This is a genomic window from Pseudomonas sp. R15(2017) (assembly GCF_002112685.1).
Lineage (GTDB): Bacteria > Pseudomonadota > Gammaproteobacteria > Pseudomonadales > Pseudomonadaceae > Aquipseudomonas > Aquipseudomonas glycinae.
Window position 1 is genome coordinate 295,673 of sequence record NZ_NEII01000002.1, and the last position, 21,115, is coordinate 316,787.

Here is a 21,115-nt window from a genome sequence, read left to right on the forward strand (position 1 = left end):
AAATATCTTGTCTTTGATGAGGTCAGAAAACCGGTCTTTAGTCAAAGGGCCGGTCACCGGTATCCCTCAAGACGAGATAAGGAAATCACTGCATGTCTGTCACCACTGCCTATCACTACACCTACACGCCGGAGCAGGTCACTGCCGCTTTCGATACCCTCAGCCCGACGCTGTTTTCCGCAGTAACGGCCGAGACCACACCCCGGATGCTGGTCACTGCCGGCGTGCAAAGTTCGGGCAAAACCTACCTTCTGGAAAAAAGCCTGCTGCCTTCCGGTCGCTATCAAAACCATGTTCGCCTTTACCTTCCCCAGTATCGGGAAAAGCATCCGCAATATGAGGAAATGATCAAAATCGGCGTATTGCATGCCTACGAACACACAGAGACGTTCGTCCGCGATCTGTGCCAGAAGATTTTCGAAAGAGCCTTCAAAGACAAACTCAACATCATTCTGGAGTGCGCATTCGACACCATCGAATTTGCCGCCTTGCCTGAGTACGCCGCCAATGCCGGCTATCAGCTGGAAGTGCACGTGGTCGCCTGCAACTACCCCTTTGCCTTTATTTCCGGGGTTCGACGCGGGCTCAAAAGCCTCGAAAAGGGCGAACTCGAGCGTTTCGTCAAACCGTCGGTGCTGAAAACCAGCCTTGGTAACGCTCATGCGGTGCTGTACACGCTGGAGGCGGCCGCCAAAAAAGTCAGCGGATCGCAGATTTTTCTGTACGAACGCGGCCTGGGGGCCTTGCAGGATCGGGTCCTGCGCGCGCACAGCACATACAGCCTGGACAGCCAGAACAGGCTCTCCATGTCCTCGACATTCACGCCTTACAGCTACGAGGCCTATCAGCGTATTTTCAGCAAATCGGTCAATGGCGAAAGCGAGCGTAATGAAATGGTCAGGGAGAGCCATCTGGCCTTGTCCAAAGCAACGCAATACGCGACGCAGGTACCGGATTTCCTCTTCAATGCGCTTTACGCCAGGATCGTCAGATATGTCCAGCGATGAGCTGCTGTCCCTTGCCCTGCCCGGTATGCTTTTGCAGCTGTCCATTCCACCGGTTTGACGCATACTCCTGTCATTGAGAATTTGCTTTGAGCCAAGCCTGATGAGCGAGAACAAGAAGTGCGCTGCAATCGAAGACATGCGCTTTCGTTTGCTGATCGATGCGGTGGTCGATTATGCGATCTACATGATCGACCCCGAGGGGATCATTACCAGCTGGAACTCCGGCGCCAAGCGCTTCAAGGGTTACGAAGAAGCCGAGATCCTTGGCGAGCACTTTTCAAGGTTCTACACCGACGAAGATCGCGCCAACGGTTTGCCGCAGCGGGCGCTGGACACGGCGATTCGCGAAGGCCGGTTCGAGGGTGAAGGCTGGCGGGTACGCAAGGACGGCACGCATTTCTGGTGCCATGTGGTGATCGACCCGATTTTCAGTCCGAGCGGGCAATTGCTCGGCTTTGCCAAGATCACCCGCGATCTGACCGACCGCAAGATGGCCGAAGAAACCCTCAAACAGAGCGAACAGCAGTTTCGTCTGCTGGTGCAGGGCGTCACCGACTACGCGATCTACATGCTCAGCCCTGAAGGTCGGGTGACCAACTGGAACCCCGGTGCGCAGCGGATCAAGGGCTACAAGCCGGAGGAGGTCATCGGCCGGCACTTCTCGATGTTCTACACCCCGCAAGACCGGGAAGCCGGAGAACCCCAGCGTGCCCTGGAGACGGCGGTGCGCGAGGGCCGGTTCGAAAGCAAGAGCTGGCGCCAGCGCAAGGACGGCACGCGGTTTCTGGCGCATGTGGTGGTCGATGCGATTCGCGGCGACACCGGCACTTTGCTCGGTTTTGCCAAGATCACCCGCGACGTCACCGAAGCCACCCAGGCACGACAGGCCCTGGAGAAAACCCGCGAGGCGCTGTTCCAGGCGCAAAAGATGCAGGCCATCGGCCAACTCAGCGGCGGCATTGCCCACGACTTCAACAATTTGCTGACGGTGATCCTCGGCAACCTGGAAATCGTGCGCAAACGGGTCGGCGATGACCCGAAAGTCAGCCGTCTGCTGGAGAACGCCACCCAGGGCGCATTGCGCGGCGTGTCGCTGACCCAGCGCATGCTGGCCTTCGCCCGGCGTCAGGAACTCAAGACCGAACCTGTCGAGATTCCGCAACTGGTACAGGGCATTACCGGGCTGTTGCGCAGTTCACTGGGGCCGGGGATCCGCATCGAAACGCAGTTCCCCGAAGACCTGCAAGCGGTGCTGGCCGACAGTAATCAGCTGGAGCTGGCGGTGCTCAACCTGGCGACCAATGCTCGCGATGCCATGCCCGAGGGCGGCAGCGTCACCCTCAGTGCCGAAGCCGAAGTGGTCATCGAACAGAACGATTCAACGCTGGCGGCCGGGCGTTATGTTTGTCTGCGAGTGAGCGATACCGGTGAAGGCATGGACGCTGACACGCTGGCGTCGGCGACCGATCCTTTTTTTACCACCAAGGGGCTGGGCAAAGGCACTGGTCTGGGGTTGTCGATGGTCCATGGATTCATCGAGCAATTGGGTGGCCGCTTCATTCTGAAAAGCACCAAGGGGCAGGGCACCACCGCTGAACTGTGGTTGCCGGTCGCCATCGAAGGCGCCGCGGCCAAATCGATTGGCTCGAATGCGTCCACCGATACCGTGCCGCGCCTTAGCGTGCTGGTGGTCGATGATGACAGTCTGGTACTCACCAGCACGGTTCTGCTGCTGGAAGACCTTGGTCACCGGGTGGTCAGTGCCACCTCCGGCGCCCGGGCCCTGGAGCTGTTCGAACGGGGCGAGGTGATCGATCTGATGATCACCGATATGGCCATGCCGAAAATGAGCGGCGCGCAACTGGCTCACGCCGTACGCCTGCTCAAGCCGGATCTGCCGATCATCCTCGCCACCGGCTATGCCGAACGCCTCGAAGGATTTGCAGCGGGGTTGCCGCGACTGTCGAAACCGTTCAATCAGCTGAATCTGGTGGAGATCATTGCCCGGTCGATGAAGTGAGTTCAGGGTTTGTGTGTTTTATGCCGCGCATAGCGCGCGAGGATCGGCTGGGTGCTGACGCCGTGCAGCAGAATGCTCAGGGCCACGACCGACAGGGTCAGGTCGGTACACAATGTGGCCATGTTGTCTCCCAGCCCATGGTTCAGCGCGTAGAAGAGGTAGAACAGACTGCCGATGCCGCGGATGCCGAACCAACCGATCAATAACCGTTGGCGTCCTGCCAGCAACGCCCCCCACGGCATCAACCCCACGCAGACGGGGCGAATGACACAAAACAGCACGCCGCCAACCAGCAGTGCCCGCCAGTCCCAGTGGCTGACCAGCACCACACCCAGCAGGGTAACCAGAAACACCTCCATCGCCCGTTCCACCAGACCGCCGAACGCGAGCATGTCGCCCATCATGATCCCGGCGGCGACCTGACTGTCTTCCAGCCGCTCGGTGTTGCCGTGCACCGCCTGCTGCGGCTCGACGTTCTGATGACCGACCACCGGTTGCACCATGTGCTCGGCGGGCGGTTGGTGGGCGCCGGTGGATTTGACTTCCTCCTGACGCAAGCCGAGGCCGGCGGCGAATACCGACAGAAAGCCATAGCCGCCGATGGATTCAGCCACCACATACGCCAGCGCAATCAACGCCAGGGCCAGATAGTCATTCGGGCTCAGAGTGCTGTCATCGTTGCGGATACGTAGCGAGAGGGTCAGTCGACCGATGCCACGGCCCATCCAGTACCCGCAAAGCAAACCGGCTGGAACCGCCCAGAGCACGCTGCGCATAACCCAGGCGGGCCACTCGGCGGCAAACCCTTCACCGTGCAGCAGCAACAGCCCGAGGATCACGAACGGAAAGGCGATTCCGTCATTGAGCCCGGCCTCGCCGGACAGGCCGAACCGCACGCTGTCGACATCCCGCGCATCGTTGACCTGCACCAGCGCCGCAAGCACCGGGTCGGTCGGCGCCAGAATCGCCCCGATCAGTAGCGAAGGCCCCCAATCGAGATCCAGGCCAAAATGCAGCAACAGGCAGACGCCAATGATCGTCAGCACCATCACCGGGCCCGCCAGGCCGAATGCAATCCGCCAGCGTTTGTCGCGCAACGGCAAACGCAACTTCAAACCGCAGACGAACAGGGAAAACAGCACCGCGACTTCGGTCAGGTGCTCCATCCACAAAGAGGCTTCATTCAACGGCAGTTTCAGCAGGTCGAGCCCGGCCGGCCCGATGCCGACACCCAGCAGCAAACAGACAGCGGAGGTGGTGACCGGCATCCAGCGCAGGTACGACGACGTCAGCGCCAGGGTCAGCAGCACGGCACCGAGCACCGCCACCCAGATGATGAAGCTCATGACGCGCGGCCCGTAAGGTCAGTTCGATGCCGCCCCGACATGACCGGCCTAACCTGCAGTCGTGCGCAGGTATTCCGGCGTCAGCACGTTGAACCACAGCAGAATCATCGACACCAAAAACGTCACCAGCACCAGCAGCGCGACACCCCACACACTGGCCGAATACAGCAAACCCTGTTCCTTGCGCTCGTGCATGAAAGTCGGCAGGCCGACGAACAACAGGAATGTCGAATAGATCGACGCTGCGCCGAGCACCAGCACCGCCAGCCAGCGGCTCGGGTACAGGCCGGCGATACCGGCGATGAAAAACGGGGTGACGGTGTACGCCGCGAAACCGATGCACTGATTGAGCGTCGGCCGCGCATCGAAAGTGCGCGACATCCAGCGAATGAATCCGCCGATGATCACCACGCCAATCACGATGGTCAGGTACAGCAAAATACTCAGTTGCAGTGCGCTGGCACTGCTGAGTCTCACGGTTTCACCGACTGCCAGGCTCCAGCCGACATAGGTGGTGCCAATGAACAGGCACACCGCCGGCACAAGGGCCAGCAGCAGCAAATGGGCCAGGTAATGACGCGGATGCGCCTCTTCTTCGCGGCGGATATCGGTCCAGGCGAAGTTAGGCTGGGTAAAGAGCTTGACGATAGGTGCGGACATGACGACCTCCTGATCTCTCGCAACCCGAATGGGCCATGAAGGTATGGAGAGGTCGCCTTGTCCAGCGGTTCACTTTTTCTGGCAAGCGGCTCAGAGCATCGGTTTGCCGCCTGTCACGCCGTAGCGCTGGCCGGTGATGTAGCTGGCTTCGTCAGACGCCAGCAGCACGTAGATCGGCGCGACTTCCACTGGCTGTCCGGGACGCCCGAGTGGCGTTTGCTCGCCAAAATGTTGCACTTCCTCATCGGGCATGGTCGAGACAATCAGCGGCGTCCAGATCGGCCCCGGCGCCACGCAATTCACGCGGATTTCCCGCGGACCGAGCATCTGCGCCAGGCCTCCGGTGAAATTGGCGATCGCGCCTTTGGTGGTGGCGTAGGCGAGCAGGGAGGGTTTTGGCATGTCCGAGTTGATCGAACTGGTGTTGATGATGGAGGAGCCAGGTCCCATGTGTTTGATGGCGGCCTGACACAGGCGGAAGATCGCGGTGATGTTGACGTCGAAGGTCATCACCCATTCGTCGTCAGGAATCTCCTCGAAGGTTTCGTGGGTCATCTGGAAAGCCGCGTTGTTGACCAGCACGTCGATGCGGCCGAAGCGCTCGACGGTTTGATCCACCAACGCCTGGCACTGGGATTTCTGCGCAATGTCACCGGGCAGCAACAGGCACTGGCGGCCGGCCTGTTCGACCCAGCGCGCGGTTTCCTTGGCGTCTTCGTGTTCATTTAAATAGGCGACGGCTACGTCGGCACCTTCGCGGGCGAAGGCAATGGCCACCGCACGGCCGATGCCACTGTCGGCACCGGTGATTAAGGCGATCTTGCCGGCCAACCGGCCGGAGCCGGTGTAGCTCTGTTCGCCGCAATCAGGATACGGCTCCATCTTGCGCTGGGAGCCGGGAACCGGTTGCGCCTGTTTCGGGAACGGGGGTTTTGGATAGTCGGTCATCGTCAATCTCCGGGTCTCATGGCAAGTAGGCCGGTTGACCCGGCCCGTTTGCGCTGAGTTCGATCTGATTGACGCTCGGGTTTGCCCTGACTTGATTAGCGGGACTTGAGGGCGCGCTCCATCCGCGCGATGCCTTCTTCCAGCATCGAACGCGGGCAGCCGAAGTTCAGGCGCACGAACTGTTGGCTTTGATCGCCAAAATCCAGGCCCGGGCTGAGGCCGACGCGGGCGTGGTCCAGGAAGAATTTTTGCGGGTCGTCCAGGTCCAGCGCCGAACAGTCGAGCCAGGCCAGGTACGTGCCTTGCGGCACATTGAGGGTCACGCCGGGCAAGCGGTTGCGCACGGCGTCCACCAGCCAGTCACGGTTGGCTTGCAGGTATTGTTTCAGCGCTTCAAGCCACGGGCCGGCCTCGCTGTAGGCCACGCGCGTTGCTTCCATGCCCAGCGGATTGACGCTGTCGACCATGCCGCAACGGGCGTGGTTGACTCGTTCGCGCAGGGCCGCGTCCTGGATGATCATGAACGAAGTCTTGAGGCCGGCGATGTTGTAGGCCTTGCTTGCCGACATCAGGGTGATGGTGCGGCGGGATATTTCCGGGCTCAGGGACGCAGTCGGAATGTGGACGCGGCCGTCGTAGCACAGCTCGGCATGGATCTCGTCGGAGATGATCCAGGCGTCCTGCGCCACGCAGATGTCCGCCACCGCTTGCAGTTCTTCGCGGCCGAAGACCTTGCCGATCGGGTTGTGCGGGTTGCTCAGGAGCAGGGCACCGCCGCCGTGCAGGGATTCACGCAAGGCGTCCAGCGGGGTGGCGTAGCTACCGTCGGCCTGGGCGTTGAATTCCAGCTCGACCTTGTTCAGGCACCAATGGCCCGGCGCGTGGCGCAGCGGCGGGTAGTTCGGGGTTTGCACCACGACGTTCTGCTGCGGTTGCACCAGCGCCTTGAGCGCCATGTTGAAACCCGATTCCACGCCCGGCAGGAAGATCAGCTCCTGGGGTTGAACCCGCCAGGCGAACTTGTTCCAGAGGTCGGCGACGATGGCCTCGCGCAGGTTGTCCTGAGCCACGCTGTAGCCGACCAACGGGTGCAACAGGCGTTGTTGCAGCGCCTCGATGACCACCGGCGGCGCGGCGAAATCCATGTCAGCGACCCACATCGGCAACACGTCGGCCGGATAGCGGCTCCACTTGGTGCTGCCGGTGTCGTGGCGGTCGAATACCTGATCAAAATCGAAAGTCATGCGCGGTCTCTGAAGGCGGAGATGGGTCGTGCCGGCGATGATAAACCCCAAGTACTGCGGGAGCCACATTACCTGTGGGAGCTGGCAAGCCAGCTCCCACAAATATTCATATATTTGCCCGACGGTCGGTTTTCACACAGGCGGCGGGGGCATTGTCTACAGTGAAAAAGTCGGTACCTGTGTGCCGCCACCGTGATTGTCCAGAACAAACCCGGCTCAAGTACCGGGTTCCACCTGATCAGGAGTGCACGATGGATCTCAGCCGTCGTCAGTTCTTCAAGGTCGCCGGTATCGGCCTTGCAGGCTCTAGCCTGGGCGCGTTGGGCATGGCCCCGACGCAGGCCTTCGCCGAGCAGGTGCGCCACTTCAAGCTTGCCCACACCCATGAAACCCGCAACACCTGCCCGTATTGCTCGGTCGGTTGCGGCTTGATCATGTACAGCCAGGGCGACGCGGCGAAGAACGTTGCGCAAAACATCATCCATATCGAGGGCGACGCCGACCACCCGGTCAATCGCGGCACGCTGTGCCCGAAAGGCGCCGGCCTGCTGGACTTCATTCACAGCCCCGGCCGCTTGCAGTACCCGCAGGTGCGCAAGCCCGGCAGCAGCGAATGGACCCGGATCACCTGGGACGAAGCCCTCGACCGCGTCGCCGACCTGATGAAGGCCGACCGCGACGCCAATTTCGTCGAGCAGAACGCCCAGGGCCAAACGGTGAATCGCTGGCTGACCACCGGATTCCTCGCGGCGTCGGCGGCGTCCAACGAAGCGGGCTACATCACCCACAAGGTGATTCGCAGTCTCGGCATGCTGGGGTTCGATAACCAGGCGCGTGTCTGACACGGCCCGACGGTGGCAAGTCTTGCCCCGACGTACGGCCGTGGAGCCATGACCAACACCTGGACCGATATCGCCAACGCGAATCTGATCCTGGTGATGGGTGGCAACGCAGCAGAAGCCCACCCTTGCGGCTTCAAATGGGTGACCGAAGCCAAGGCGCACAACGCCGCGCGGCTGATTGTGGTCGATCCGAGGTTTACCCGGACCGCGTCCGTGGCCGATTACTACGCGCCGATTCGCACCGGCAGCGACATCGCGTTCATGGGCGGGCTGATCAATTACCTGCTGACCGAGGACAAGATCCAGCACGAATACGTGCGCAACTACACCGACGTGTCGTTCATCGTCAGAGCCGGTTTCGGCTTCGAGGACGGGCTCTTCACCGGTTACGACGCGGCCAAACGCAGCTATACCGACAAATCCACCTGGGGTTACGAGCTGGGGGATGACGGCTTCGTCAAAGTCGACCCGACCCTGCAGGACCCGCGCTGCGTCTATCAACTGATGAAGCAGCATTACAGCCGCTACAACATCGACCTGGCGAGCCAGATCTGCGGCATGCCAGTCGATGCCATGAAGAAAATCTGGGAGGAAATCGCCACCTGCTCGGCACCGGGCAAGACCATGACCATTCTTTACGCGTTGGGCTGGACCCAGCACTCGATCGGCTCGCAGATCATCCGCAGCGCGGCGATGGTGCAACTGTTGCTCGGTAACGTCGGCATGCCCGGTGGCGGGGTCAACGCCTTGCGCGGGCACTCGAACATTCAGGGCCTGACCGACCTCGGTCTGCTGTCCAACGCGCTGCCGGGTTATCTGACCTTGCCGACCGATGCCGAGCAGGATTACGCGGCCTACATCCATAAACGCACACAAGTACCGTTGCGGCCGGGGCAATTGTCCTACTGGCAGAACTACAGCAAGTTCCACGTCAGCCTGATGAAAGCCTGGTACGGCGCCAATGCCACCGCCGAAAACCAGTGGGCCTACAACTACCTGCCGAAACTCGACATCCCCAACTACGACATCCTCAAGGTGTTCGATCTGATGGGGCAGGGCAAGGTCAATGGCTATATGTGTCAGGGCTTCAACCCGATTGCCGCTCTGCCGGACAAGAACCGGGTGATGGCGGCGCTGGCCAAACTGAAATGGCTGGTGGTGATGGACCCGCTGGCCACCGAAACCTCGCAGTTTTGGGAAAACGTCGGGCCGTTCAATGATGTGAAGAGCGCCGATATCCAGACCGAAGTCATTCGCCTGCCGACCACCTGTTTTGCCGAAGAGGACGGTTCGCTTGTCAACAGCAGCCGCTGGCTGCAATGGCATTGGAAAGGTGCCGATGGCCCCGGCGAGGCGCGCACTGACGTGCAGATCATGAGCGCGCTGTTCCTGCGCCTGCGTGAGCGTTATCAGGCCCAGGGCGGCAAATTCGCCGATCCGCTGTTGAAGCTGTCGTGGCCGTACAAGATTGCCGAAGAACCCTCGCCGGAAGAAATCGCCAAAGAGGTCAACGGCTACGCCACCACTGATTTCACCGACGCCACGGGTGCGGCGATCAAGGGCAATTCGCAACTGGCCGGGTTCGCCCAGCTCAAGGATGACGGCAGCACTGCGTCCGGCTGCTGGATCTTCTGCGGCAGCTGGACCGAAGCCGGCAACCAGATGGCCCGCCGCGACAACAACGACCCTTACGGCATGCATCAGCATCAAGGCTGGGCGTGGGCCTGGCCGGCCAACCGGCGGATTCTCTATAACCGCGCTTCGGCGGACGTCACCGGCAAACCCTGGGATCCGAAAAAGCGCCTGGTCTGGTGGAACGGCAAGGCCTGGGGCGGCACCGACGTGCCGGACTACAAGGCCGACGTGCCGCCGGAAGCCGGGATGAACCCGTTCATCATGAACCCCGAAGGCGTGGCGCGGTTCTTCGCCGTCGACAAGATGAACGAAGGGCCATTCCCCGAGCACTACGAGCCGTTCGAAACGCCGATCGGCATCAACCCGCTGCACCCGGAAAACAAGAAAGCCACCAGCAACCCGGCGGCCAGGATCTTCGATTCGGTGTGGGGCAGCCTCGGCGTGGCCAAGGATTACCCGTATGCAGCGACCAGTTACCGGCTGACCGAGCATTTCCACTTCTGGAGCAAGCACTGCAAGTTGAACGCGATTGCCCAGCCCGAGCAGTTCGTGGAAATCGGTGAAGTGCTGGCCAAGGAGAAGGGCATCGCTGCCGGCGACCGGGTGCGGGTCAGCAGCAAGCGCGGGTTCATTGAAGCGGTGGCGGTGGTGACCAAAAGGATCCGGCCGTTGCAGGTCAACAACCAGGTGGTGCACCAGATCGGCATTCCGCTGCACTGGGGTTTCACCGGCCTGACTCGCCACGGTTACCTGACCAACACCCTCGTGCCGTTTCTCGGCGATGGCAATACACAGACCCCGGAATCCAAGTCATTCCTGGTCAACGTGGAGAAGCTCTGATGGAGAATCTTTAGATGGCCAGCCAAGACATCATTGCCCGCTCGGCCACCACCACGCCGGCGCCTTCGATACGCGGCCAGGAACAGGTGGCCAAGCTGATCGACACCACCAAGTGCATCGGCTGCAAGGCCTGTCAGGTCGCGTGCTCGGAATGGAACGAACTGCGCGACGAGGTGGGCCACAACCACGGCACCTACGACAACCCGCAGGACTTGAGCGCCGATTCATGGACGCTGATGCGCTTCACCGAGCACGAAACCGACGCCGGCAACCTCGAATGGCTGATCCGCAAGGACGGCTGCATGCACTGCGCCGAGCCCGGATGCCTGGCGGCGTGCCCCAGCCCCGGCGCGATCATCAAGCACGCCAACGGCATCGTCGATTTCGATCAGGATCACTGCATCGGTTGTGGTTACTGCATCACCGGCTGCCCGTTCAACATCCCGCGCATTTCGCAAAAGGATCACAAGGCCTACAAATGCACCCTGTGTTCGGACCGGGTGGCGGTAGGGCTGGAACCGGCCTGCGTAAAAACCTGCCCGACCGGCGCCATCGTGTTCGGCACCAAGGACGACATGAAGACCCACGCCGCCGAACGCATCGTCGACCTGAAAAGCCGAGGCTTCGACAACGCCGGCCTGTATGACCCGGCAGGTGTCGGCGGCACCCACGTCATGTACGTGCTGCACCACGCCGACACCCCGAAAATCTACGCCGGCCTGCCGGACAACCCCGAGATCAGCCCGCTGGTGGGCTTGTGGAAAGGCATCAGCAAACCGCTGGGCCTGCTGGCCATGGGCGCGGCGGTGCTGGCCGGGTTCTTCCATTACGTGCGGATCGGCCCGAACCGGGTCGAGGAAGATGAACATCCCGAACCGCCCGACACCTCGGTGCACGTTGTCGATCCGGCGGTGCACACCTTCGACCCACGCGGGGAGGACCGGCCATGAGCAACAAGACGATCCTGCGCTACACCGCCAACCAACGCACCAATCACTGGCTGGTGGCGATCCTGTTCTTCATGGCCGGGCTATCGGGGCTGGCGCTGTTTCATCCGTCGATGTTCTGGCTGACCCATCTGTTCGGCGGCGGGCCGTGGACGCGAATCCTGCACCCGTTCATGGGCGTGCTGATGTTCGTGTTCTTCCTCGGTCTGGTGTTTCGCTTCTGGCGTTCCAACTTCTTCATCGACAACGACTGGAAATGGCTGCGGCGCATCGACCGGGTGCTGGTCAACGACGAGGAAACCGTGCCGGCGGTGGGCAAATACAACGCCGGGCAAAAGCTGCTGTTCTGGACTTTACTGCTGTGCATGCTCGGATTGCTGTTCACGGGGCTGGTGATCTGGCGCGCGTATTTCAGTCATTACTTCGGCATCACCACGATCCGCTGGGCGATGCTGCTGCACGCTCTGGCGGGGTTTGTGCTGATCCTGAGCATCATCGTGCACATCTACGCCGGGATCTGGATCAAGGGCTCGGTGGACGCAATGATGCACGGCTGGGTCAGCCGCGCCTGGGCCAGGAAACACCATGCACTCTGGTATCGCGAGGTGGAGAGCAAAGATCCGCCAGAGCGACCGGTCACGAAAAAGGGCTGACGTTTGCCAACCATCCTTGAACCCGGAGAAATCGAAGCGGCGGCCAGTTCGCCGCCGTTTCTGCACCTGCCGCCGCACAACCTGTTCCTGTTGCGGGCCCAGCGTCTCGAGCGTCTGGCCGAAGGGCATCCGCTGGCCGATTACCTGCATTTGATCGCCGGTTTGTGCCGTGTCCAACAGCAAATCCTCGATGATCCGCCCTCGACCGCGCCGCTTGATGAACAGCGGCTGGAAGTCTGCCGGCAACACGGCATGCCGCCGTTCGCCGCCGACACCCTGATTCGCGAGGACACCTGGCAGCTGTATCTCGGGGCTTTGCTCCAGCGTTATGTCGTCCCCGAGCAACCGGCGGTGGTCGAGGCCGTGACCACGCTGCGCATCGCCAGCCCAGGCCAGTGGCGCGCCTGGGCCGTGGCGCTGGTCAGCGGCCAGTATTCGCTGGTGCCGGCGGCGCTGGTGCCGTTTCTCGGGGCGGCGCTGCAAGCGGCGTGGAGTCACTGGCTGCTCAGCGCACCAAACCTGCAACTGACGCCCGGCGATAGCCTCAGTCAGTGCCCGGCCTGCGGCTCGCCGGCCATGGCCGGGGTGATCCGCCATCGTGGCAAACACAACGGCCTGCGTTATCTGGTGTGTTCGCTGTGCGCCTGCGAATGGCATGTGGTGCGGGTCAAGTGCGTGTATTGCGAACAGAGCAAAGGCTTGGAATACCTGAGCCTTGAGGATGACCGTCACGCCGCCAATCAGGCGCCGTTGCGCGCCGAAGTCTGTCCGGGCTGCAACAGCTATTTGAAGTTGCTGTATCTGGAGAACGACGGGGAGGGCGAGGCGCTGTCGGCGGATCTGGGCAGTCTGCTGCTCGACATGCGCCTGGCTCAGGACGGCTATCAGCGCCTGGCGCCGAATCTGTTGCTGGCACCCGGCGACGAATAGGCCTCAGCGGTGCGGCAACTCAACCCGTGCGCGTAAGCCGCCGCTGCGGCGGTTACGCAAACTGAGTTCGCCACCCTGTTCACGAATGATTCCTCGTGCCGCCGAGAGACCGAGCCCTACGCCACCGGTGTCACGGTTGCGCGAGGTCTCGAGTCGGAAGAACGGATCGAACACCCGCTCCAGCGCGTCCTCAGGAATTCCCGGTCCTTCGTCAATGACCTCGATGCGGATCGATGTGTCATCGCTGCTCAGCGCCACACTGGGTCGCTGTCCGTATTTCACCGCGTTATCCAGCAGATTGACGATGACCCGTTTGATGCCCAGCGGCCGGCCGTCATACACCACATGCGCCGGACCGCTGAAGTCGATGTCGATGTGCTGATCGCGGTAGTCATCGACGATGGTTTGCAGCAACTCCGACAGATCGAACGTGGTGGATTGTTCCAGGTGGGTGTCTTCCCGGAAGAACGCCAGGGCGGCGTTGATCATCGATTGCATTTCCTCGATGTCGCGGATCAGTTTGCCCTGATGGTCGAGGTCTTCCATGAACTCGCTGCGCAGGCGCATCCGGGTCAGCGGGGCGCGCAAATCGTGGGAGATCGCGGCGAGCATGTGGGTGCGCTCGCCGATGAAATGCTGGATCTGCGCCTGCATCGTATTGAACGCGACGATGGCCTGACGGATTTCGTGCGGGCCTTCGAGATGAATCGGCGGCGCTTTCAGATCCCCGCCAAAACGCCGCGCCGCATGGGCAAAGCGCTGCAACGGCTGGGCCAGTTGCCGCGTGGCGAGCCAGGCGACCAACAGGGTGGCGACCAGCCCCAAGGCAACGATCACGGCAATCCGCACGTTCAGGCTCAAGCCCCAACTGCGCTCCGGCGGCGTGAACGACAGCCAGCTGTCATCCGCCAGCCGCACCAGCGCCATGTAATGCGCGCGAGGGCTGCCGGCGGGCCAGTCATCGGGGTTGAACACATCGATCTGTCGGTCATCGCCGAGCAATTGCCGCAGCGCCGGCACTTTTCCGGCCTCGACCTGTTCGCCGTCCCCCGGCAGACCGAAGTCGACCCGACGGGGTTTCCACAACACCTCAAGTATCGGGCTGCTGGCGGCACTGGCCAGTTGCGGGCGCAGGTTTGCCGGCGCAGCCTCGATCACTCGGGTAGTAGCGGCAATCTGTTCCAGCAGCCCGGTGCGCTCGATCGGCGGCCGGGCCCAGATCCCCGCGACCTGAACGAACAGCGCGTTGAGCAGCAGCGAAGCGAGCATCGCCGCGACGATTGTCAGGGCAATCCGCCGGCTGAGGGTATCGCGCCGCAGCATCCGGCCGATCATGAGCGGCTGACCTTGGCGGTGAACATGTAACCACCGTTGCGCACGGTGCGGATCAGGTCCGGGCGTTTGCTGTCCGGTTCGATCTTGCGCCGCAGCCGGCTGATCTGCACGTCGATGCTGCGGTCATAGGCGTCGTGGCCCTGGCCGTGGGTCAGGTCGATCAGTTGTTCGCGGGTCAGGATGCGTTGCGGGTGTTCGAGCAACACCAGCAACAGGTCGAATTCGCCAGCGGACATCGGAATCATCACGCCTTCCGGCGAGCGCAGTTCGCGGCAGGTGATGTCCAGATGCCAACCGGCGAAGGCCATGACCGGCCGTGAAGGCTCGGTGCCGGACGGCGTGTTCTCACCGACCCGACGTTGCAGGGCGCGCACCCGGGCCAGCAGTTCCTGCGGGGCGAAGGGTTTGGTCAGGTAATCGTCGGCGCCCAGTTCGAGGCCGACAATGCGGTCGCTCAGCTCGGCCATCGCCGTGAGCATGATGATCGGAATGCCCATCTGCGTCCGGACCTTCTGGCACAGGCTCAGGCCGCCCTCGCCGGGCAGCATCAGGTCGAGGATGATGGTGTCCGGCCGCGCCTGCGCAATGGCCGCCCACATGGCCTCGCCATGGGCGGCGACATCGACCTGATAGCCGTGCTGAACGAAGAACTTCTTCAGCAAGGACAGAATTTCCCCGTCGTCATCGACGATCAGCAATCTGCTCACGTTTGCGCAATCCATGAACCCAAAAGAAGCGCATCTAAAACCATTTCGATGCGCCGGTCATATATTTCAATCCTGCAACATTCCTTCAGCGCGGACATCAGCCGGACATCGTCGGGCAAACATCCGCAGGCACTCTGCAGGCCTTCCAACCAAGGGGGCTCAACATGAAGGACATGAACAGCGGCTACATCACCCGGGACCATGGCGCCGTGCGCCCGTTGATCCTGACCCAGCGCACCACCGCACCGGGCCCGGACACGCCGATCCTGTTCCAGGAGACGTGCCTGGGGCTGGCCAACGATCAGAGTCAGTTGATCCTGCGCCGCTATTTCGAACGGTTCAGCCCGACCGAGGCCCATTGGGTCGAATACCTGCACACGATTCCTACCGCCGAATTCATCCAATGGATCATGACCCACGGCCAGTTGCGCATCGAATGCTCCGACAACACCCCGCACAACCACGTCCACGCTTGAACAAGGAAACACCATTGATGACTAGCCATCGCTCACTGGCCGTGTTGTTTGCCGCCACCCTCAGCCTGTCGGCGTGCAGCAGCAAGAAGCTACCGACCGAGCCGCAGGCCGGATTTCTGCGGGATTACAGCGTGCTCAAGGAAGGGCAGACCGCTTCGGGGCAGACGATCCTGAGCTGGGTCAGCCCGGCATTGGCGAGGGGCCGTTACACCCAGGTTTACCTGGCGCCGAGCCAGTTCTATCCACGGCCCCAGCCTTCGTCGCGCATTCCACAAAGCACCTTGTCGGGCGTGACGCATTATTACGACGCAGCCCTCAGGCTGGAGCTGGGCAAGGTGCTGCCGCTGGTGTCGAAACCCGGCCCGAACACGCTGATCGTCAAACCGGCCATCACCCAGGTCGCCGCCAGTACTCAGGGTCTGCGTTTTTATGAATGGCTGCCGGTGACGCTGGTTGCGGCCGGGGTGAGCAGCGCCACCGGCATTCGTGACCGGGACAGTGAGATCGCCACGGAAGTGTCCTTCGAGGACGGTTCCACCGGCGAGGTCGTGGCCGAAGTGGTGCGCAAGGGCAAGGGCGTGCCGCTTGAGAACGACAAACAGGTCATGACGCCCGATAACGTGAAAGCCGTACTCGATGGCTGGGCCACGGACTTGAGTCAAACCTATGTACCGGTTCAGCGAGCCGCGCTGCGCTAGAAGCAGGGTGGTCTAACATCATCAGGCGTATTTCGATTTCGGGAGTGCCTGATGTCCGTGAGTGTTGCCCTGCGGTTACCGTCGATTGACAGCCTGTTGCGCCACTCGGCGTGCCAGCCATTGGCCGAGCGTTACGGGCGTGAGGCGCTGTTGACGGGGTTTCGCCAGTTACTGGATGACTTGCGCGAAGCGGTGGTGGCGGGGCAACTGACCGTCATTGAAATCAGCCCTGAAGCGCTGGCCGGAAGGGTTGCCGAGCGTCTGGCGCTGAAGCAGCGCAGCCAGGTGCGCCGGGTGTTCAACCTGACTGGCACGGTACTGCACACCAACCTCGGCCGCGCCTTGCTGCCCGAAGAAGCCATTGACGCCGTGCAACTGGCGGCGCGCTATCCCTTGAATCTGGAATTTGATCTGGCCAGCGGCAAGCGCGGTGACCGCGATGATCTGATCGAAGGCCTGATCCGCGAGCTGACCGGCGCCGAAGCCGTGACCGTGGTCAACAACAATGCCGCCGCCGTGCTGCTGACCCTCAATAGCCTCGGCGCGCGCAAGGAAGGCATCATTTCCCGGGGCGAACTGATCGAGATCGGCGGCGCGTTTCGCATTCCCGACATCATGAGCCGCGCCGGCATGCGCCTGCACGAGGTCGGCACCACCAATCGCACCCATGCACGCGACTACGAGGCGGCAATCAGCCCACGCAGCGGCCTGATCATGCGCGTGCACGCGAGCAACTACAGCATCGAAGGCTTCACCGCCCGGGTGCCGACCTCCGAACTGGCGGCGTTGGCCCATCGGCATGACCTGCCGCTGCTGGAAGACCTGGGCAGCGGCAGTCTGCTGGACCTGACCCGCTGGGGTTTGCCGGCGGAACCGACGGTGCGTCAGGCGCTGCTCGATGGCGCCGACATCGTCACCTTCAGCGGCGACAAACTACTTGGTGGGCCTCAGGCGGGGGTGATCGTCGGGCGCAAGGACTTGATCGCGAAGATCAAGAAGAACCCGCTGAAACGCGCGTTGCGGGTCGACAAACTGACGCTGGCCGCACTCGAAGCGGTGCTCGGGCTCTATCGCGACCCGGATCGTCTGGCCGAGCGTTTGCCGAGCCTGCGCCTGTTGACCCGACCGCAAGCCGAGATTCTGGCCCAGGCCGAACGCCTGCGACCGACCTTGTCCGAACTGTTGGGCGAGGGCTGGATCGTCACGGCGCAGCCGGCGCTGGGCATGATCGGCAGCGGCAGCCAACCGGTGGCGCGCCTGCCGAGCGCAGCGTTGTGCCTGCGCCCACAGGTATCGAAACGCCTGCGCGGACGTTGCCTGCTGAATCTGGAAACCGCGTTGCGCGCCTTGCCGATCCCGGTGCTCGGGCGCATCGATGACGACGCGCTGTGGCTGGACCTGCGGCAACTCGACGATGAACCGGCGTGGCTGGCGCAACTCGGGCAGTTGCAAACATGATCGTCGGCACGGCAGGGCACATCGACCACGGCAAGACGTCACTGCTGCAAGCGCTGACCGGGCAAACCGGCGACCGCCGCCCGCAGGAACGTGAGCGCGGGATGACCATCGACCTCGGTTATCGGTACGCCGAACTGGCGCCCGGCGCCGGGCTGACCGGCTTCATCGACGTGCCGGGGCACGAGAAATTCACCCACAACATGCTCGCCGGCGCGCAGGGCATCGATCTGGTGTTGCTGGTGGTGGCGGCGGATGACGGCGTGATGCCGCAGACCCGCGAGCATCTGGCGATCGTCGAACTGCTGGGCATTCCACGGGCGCTGGTGGCGATCACCAAGTGTGATCGGGTCGAGGCGGGCAGGGTGGAAGAGGTTCGCAGGCAAGTTGTAAGCCTGCTGGCACCCGGGCCCTATACCGAAGCACCGTTGCTGACGGTTTCCAGCTTGACGGGTGAGGGCGTCGATGCGCTGCGCGAAGCGTTGCTGCAGATAGAAGGCGAGGAGCGCAGTCGCGAAGGCGGATTTCGCCTGGCCATCGACCGGGCGTTCAGTGTCGCCGGCGCCGGGATCGTGGTGACGGGAACGGCGCTTTCGGGCTCGGTCGCCGTGGGTGACAAGCTGAGTCTCGGGCCGGCGGGCAAAACCGTGCGGGTCAGGGGCCTGCACGCGCAGAATCAGATCGCCGAACAAGCCTTCGCCGGCCAGCGCGTGGCCCTGAACATCAGCGCGGATCGTCTGGAACTCGGGCAGATCCATCGCGGCCAATGGTTGCTCGCCGAATGGCTGCACGCACCGACCCAGCGGCTGGATATCGAATTCCGGTTGTTGCCGGGCGAGCGGATTTTCCAGCATTTCCAGCCGGTGCACCTGCACCTCGGCACGCAGGACGTGATCGCGCGGGTCGCCTTGCTGGAAGGTTCAAGCCTGGCGCCCGGCGAGCGCATGTTTGCGCAACTGCTGACGAACGCTCCGGTGCACGGCGTCCACGGTGATCCGCTGATCCTGCGTGACGCCAGCGCCCAGCGAACGCTCGGCGGCGGGCGCGTCCTTGACCCCTTCGCCCCGGCCCGCCAACGGCGCAGTCCGGAACGGCTGGCGCAACTGCGAGTGCTGGCGATCAGCTCCGAGCTGGAACAGGCTTTGCCGACGTTGCTGGAATACAGCGCAAGCGGCCTCGACCCGCAACGCCTGGAGCGCCAGTTCAATCGTCCGCGTGACGGCTGGACGCTGCCGGACAACGTCCGCCTGATCGAAACCCGTCAGGGGCCGGTGCTGTTCAATGCGCAGCGCTGGGGCATGCTCAAGTTCACCCTGCTGGAGCAACTGGCGCGCTTTCATGAGCTGGAGCCCGATCAGATGGGCCCGGATCGTGACCGTCTGCGGCGTTTCAGCGGTTTGAGCCTCGAACGCGCGACCTTTATCAGCCTGCTGGAAGAACTGCTCGGCGCCGGTTCACTGGCCGCCAGCGGCCCGTGGCTGCATTTGCCCGACCATCAAGTGCGCCTGAGCACCGACGACGAAACCCTGTGGCAGGCGCTGCAGCCATTGTTCGAGCAGGCCGGTTTCGATCCACCGTGGGTACGTGACGTGGCGAAAGTCGTCGGTCAGGAAGATGCGATCGTGCGTTTGCTGCTGCGCAAACTGGCGCGTCTTGGCGTAATGCACCAAGTGGTGCGCGACCTGTTTGTCAGCGACATCACGCTGCGGCAAATGGTGGCGGTGCTGCTGCGCCTGGCCGAAGAAAATCCGCAGATCGAAGTCACGGCCTTCCGCGATGCGCTAGGCTTGGGACGCAAGCGCAGTATTCAGATCCTTGAATACTTCGATCGGCTGGGCCTGACCCGGCGCGTCGGCGAAGGCCGGCAAATCCGCACCGACAGTGCGCTGGCCAACCCCGGCGCCGACTGATTTCAAGGAAGGCAATCGCGCCCGGTGGCGCGGCCGGGCTTCAAACCCGGTTGGGGACGGCATCCGTTCCCGGGCAGGTTCGACTCCGGCTGCCTTCCGCCAATTTCCCTCAAAAGCCCAACGGGTACTGGATCACCACGTAGATCCGGTCGATGTCATCGCCTGCCTGAGCGCTGTTGGCCCGATGCGAAACTTGAGACAGCTGCAGCGACAGATCCTTGGCCGCGCCGGACTGGACGATGTAGCGCAGGTCGATGTCGCGTTCCCAGTGTTTGCCGCCGTCCCCTTGCTGAGGCTGAAATTCACCGGAGTCCGCGTCGAACGAGTTATAGGCGCCGCCCTTGGGCGCGTGGGTGCCGTCGATGTGGCTGCCGGAAACGTAACGGGTCATGAAATTCAGCCCGGGAATGCCGAAGGCGCCGAGATCCAGGTCGTAACGCGCTTGCCAGGAGCGCTCGTGAGCACCGTTGAAGTCGGCGTATTTGATCGAGTTGGCCAGGTAGATCGAGTCGCCACCGACGAAGTCGAAGGGCGTGTCGCCATTGATGCGTTGCCAGCCGAGCATCACCGCGTGGGCGCCGAAGGTGTATTTGCCCGAGAGGCTGAACGCGGTGTTGTCGATGTCGCCGGCCAGTGCCTGTCCGGTATCGCGGGTGTGGTAGACGTTGGCGTCGAGCAATAGACCGGACTGTTTGAAATGCAGGTTGGCGTAGTACTGGCGCCAAGTGTCGCTCAGATCCGACGCATACAGCGCGCCGCCCACCGGGCTGTCGCTGAACAGGTCGGTGCCGACAAAACTGATGCTTTCGCCTCGGGTGCTGGCGCCATAACCCTGGAAATCGCCTCTGCCGGAGGAACTGTCCTGGTTCTTGAACGCCGTGAAGCGCCCGGCCACGACGCGCGCGTTTTCGATCTCGCGGCTGTCGAGCAGAAAACCCGTGGCGTACTCCGGTTGCAGGCGCTTGTCCGAGGTGTCGAACACCGGCGTTTCCACGGTCATTTCACCGAAGGCGAGGGTGGTGTTCGAGGCCTTGAGCTTCAATGCAGCGCCGGCGCTGGAATAGTCGCTTTCGCTACGACCGTCGCTGTCCACCGGCAACAGCCCCGTACCGGAATGGCCCTTGCCACCATCGAGCTTCAGCCCATAAAAGGCGTGGGCATCGAGACCAACCCCGACGGTTCCGTCCGTGAAACCGGATGCGAAAGTGCCGATAAACCCTTGAGCCCATTCCTGTTTGTAATTCTTACCGGCGGGTGAGGGTGAGCGGTAATCGTTGCTCAGGTAGAAGTTGCGACTGAGCACTTCGGTCTTGGCGTCGTCGAGAAATCCGCTGGCGCACGCGGTATCGGCGAGCCCGCCAATCATTAAGGCGAGCGCGAGGCGCGGCTTGGATAAAACCATCATTTGTCAGCAACCAGGATTGGCGGAAGGTGACGCCATGCTCACGCGGATCGGCTGCCG

Annotated in this window: 17 protein-coding genes and 1 tRNA gene; 11 read left to right on the plus strand and 7 right to left on the minus strand. The window is 62.4% G+C overall.

The window, feature by feature from the left end; translation table 11 throughout:
• The first annotated feature begins 92 nt into the window (after positions 1-92).
• Both CAF77_RS04870 and CAF77_RS04875 read left to right on the plus strand, forming a co-directional pair.
• A complete protein-coding gene (locus CAF77_RS04870) occupies positions 93-1,007 on the plus strand; it encodes a zeta toxin family protein (protein ID WP_064381640.1) in 915 nt (304 codons plus the stop codon).
• A gap of 100 nt (positions 1,008-1,107) precedes the next feature.
• Positions 1,108-3,027: a PAS domain-containing sensor histidine kinase gene (locus CAF77_RS04875; protein WP_064381638.1), complete on the plus strand. Its 1,920-nt coding sequence runs from the start codon at positions 1,108-1,110 to the stop codon at positions 3,025-3,027.
• Positions 3,028-3,029: 2 nt separating this feature from the next.
• Here the strand turns inward: CAF77_RS04875 and CAF77_RS04880 are convergent, their stop codons facing one another.
• The 4 genes from CAF77_RS04880 to CAF77_RS04895 form a co-directional block, all read right to left on the minus strand.
• Positions 3,030-4,373: a sodium:proton antiporter gene (locus CAF77_RS04880; protein WP_064381636.1), complete on the minus strand. Its 1,344-nt coding sequence runs from the start codon at positions 4,371-4,373 to the stop codon at positions 3,030-3,032.
• 48 nt (positions 4,374-4,421) lie between these two features.
• On the minus strand, positions 4,422-5,033 hold the full coding sequence (locus tag CAF77_RS04885) for a Yip1 family protein (protein WP_064381634.1): 612 nt from the start codon (positions 5,031-5,033) through the stop codon (positions 4,422-4,424).
• Positions 5,034-5,123: 90 nt separating this feature from the next.
• Positions 5,124-5,981: an SDR family oxidoreductase gene (locus CAF77_RS04890; protein WP_064381632.1), complete on the minus strand. Its 858-nt coding sequence runs from the start codon at positions 5,979-5,981 to the stop codon at positions 5,124-5,126.
• A 95-nt stretch (positions 5,982-6,076) separates the two neighbouring features.
• Positions 6,077-7,225 (minus strand): MalY/PatB family protein, encoded by a 1,149-nt coding sequence (locus CAF77_RS04895; protein WP_064381631.1) that lies wholly within the window; start codon positions 7,223-7,225, stop codon positions 6,077-6,079.
• A 251-nt stretch (positions 7,226-7,476) separates the two neighbouring features.
• Between CAF77_RS04895 and fdnG the strand changes: the two genes are divergently transcribed.
• From fdnG to fdhE, 4 genes are read left to right on the plus strand one after another with little or no spacing between them, the layout of a single operon-like run.
• Positions 7,477-10,542, plus strand: coding sequence for a formate dehydrogenase-N subunit alpha (gene fdnG, locus CAF77_RS04905; RefSeq protein WP_139831556.1), 3,066 nt, complete (start codon positions 7,477-7,479; stop codon positions 10,540-10,542).
• Positions 10,543-10,556: 14 nt separating this feature from the next.
• Positions 10,557-11,492 (plus strand): formate dehydrogenase subunit beta, encoded by a 936-nt coding sequence (gene fdxH, locus CAF77_RS04910; protein ID WP_085654088.1) that lies wholly within the window; start codon positions 10,557-10,559, stop codon positions 11,490-11,492.
• Positions 11,489-12,142, plus strand: coding sequence for a formate dehydrogenase subunit gamma (locus CAF77_RS04915; RefSeq protein WP_085654089.1), 654 nt, complete (start codon positions 11,489-11,491; stop codon positions 12,140-12,142). Before fdxH ends, CAF77_RS04915 begins: the two co-directional genes overlap by 4 nt.
• Positions 12,143-12,145: 3 nt before the next feature.
• Positions 12,146-13,072, plus strand: coding sequence for a formate dehydrogenase accessory protein FdhE (gene fdhE, locus CAF77_RS04920; RefSeq protein ID WP_085654090.1), 927 nt, complete (start codon positions 12,146-12,148; stop codon positions 13,070-13,072).
• A gap of 3 nt (positions 13,073-13,075) precedes the next feature.
• Here fdhE and CAF77_RS04925 read toward each other — a convergent pair whose 3' ends face one another.
• Positions 13,076-14,407, minus strand: coding sequence for an ATP-binding protein (locus tag CAF77_RS04925; RefSeq protein WP_085654091.1), 1,332 nt, complete (start codon positions 14,405-14,407; stop codon positions 13,076-13,078).
• Positions 14,404-15,129, minus strand: coding sequence for a response regulator (locus CAF77_RS04930; protein ID WP_085654092.1), 726 nt, complete (start codon positions 15,127-15,129; stop codon positions 14,404-14,406). The genes CAF77_RS04925 and CAF77_RS04930 overlap by 4 nt, the downstream gene beginning before the upstream one ends.
• 149 nt (positions 15,130-15,278) lie before the next feature.
• On the opposite strand from CAF77_RS04930, the gene CAF77_RS04935 reads away from it, so the two are divergent.
• From CAF77_RS04935 to CAF77_RS04955, 5 genes are all read left to right on the plus strand, one after another.
• The gene (locus tag CAF77_RS04935; RefSeq protein WP_007951398.1) at positions 15,279-15,590 is read left to right on the plus strand and encodes a hypothetical protein; all 312 of its coding nucleotides are present in this window, start codon (positions 15,279-15,281) and stop codon (positions 15,588-15,590) included.
• 17 nt (positions 15,591-15,607) lie between these two features.
• Positions 15,608-16,288: a DUF3313 domain-containing protein gene (locus CAF77_RS04940; protein WP_085654093.1), complete on the plus strand. Its 681-nt coding sequence runs from the start codon at positions 15,608-15,610 to the stop codon at positions 16,286-16,288.
• Between the two features lie 51 nt (positions 16,289-16,339).
• Positions 16,340-17,746 (plus strand): L-seryl-tRNA(Sec) selenium transferase, encoded by a 1,407-nt coding sequence (gene selA / locus CAF77_RS04945; protein WP_085654094.1) that lies wholly within the window; start codon positions 16,340-16,342, stop codon positions 17,744-17,746.
• Positions 17,743-19,653 carry a selenocysteine-specific translation elongation factor gene (gene selB, locus CAF77_RS04950; protein WP_085654095.1) on the plus strand — a complete coding sequence of 637 codons (1,911 nt, stop codon included), beginning with the start codon at positions 17,743-17,745 and terminating at the stop codon, positions 19,651-19,653. Before selA ends, selB begins: the two co-directional genes overlap by 4 nt.
• A 6-nt stretch (positions 19,654-19,659) precedes the next feature.
• Positions 19,660-19,755, plus strand: a tRNA-Sec gene (locus CAF77_RS04955).
• Positions 19,756-19,762: 7 nt separating this feature from the next.
• On the opposite strand, the gene CAF77_RS04960 is transcribed toward CAF77_RS04955, so the two are convergent.
• Positions 19,763-21,055 carry an OprD family porin gene (locus CAF77_RS04960; protein WP_139831568.1) on the minus strand — a complete coding sequence of 431 codons (1,293 nt, stop codon included), beginning with the start codon at positions 21,053-21,055 and terminating at the stop codon, positions 19,763-19,765.
• Between the last annotated feature and the right edge of the window lie 60 nt (positions 21,056-21,115).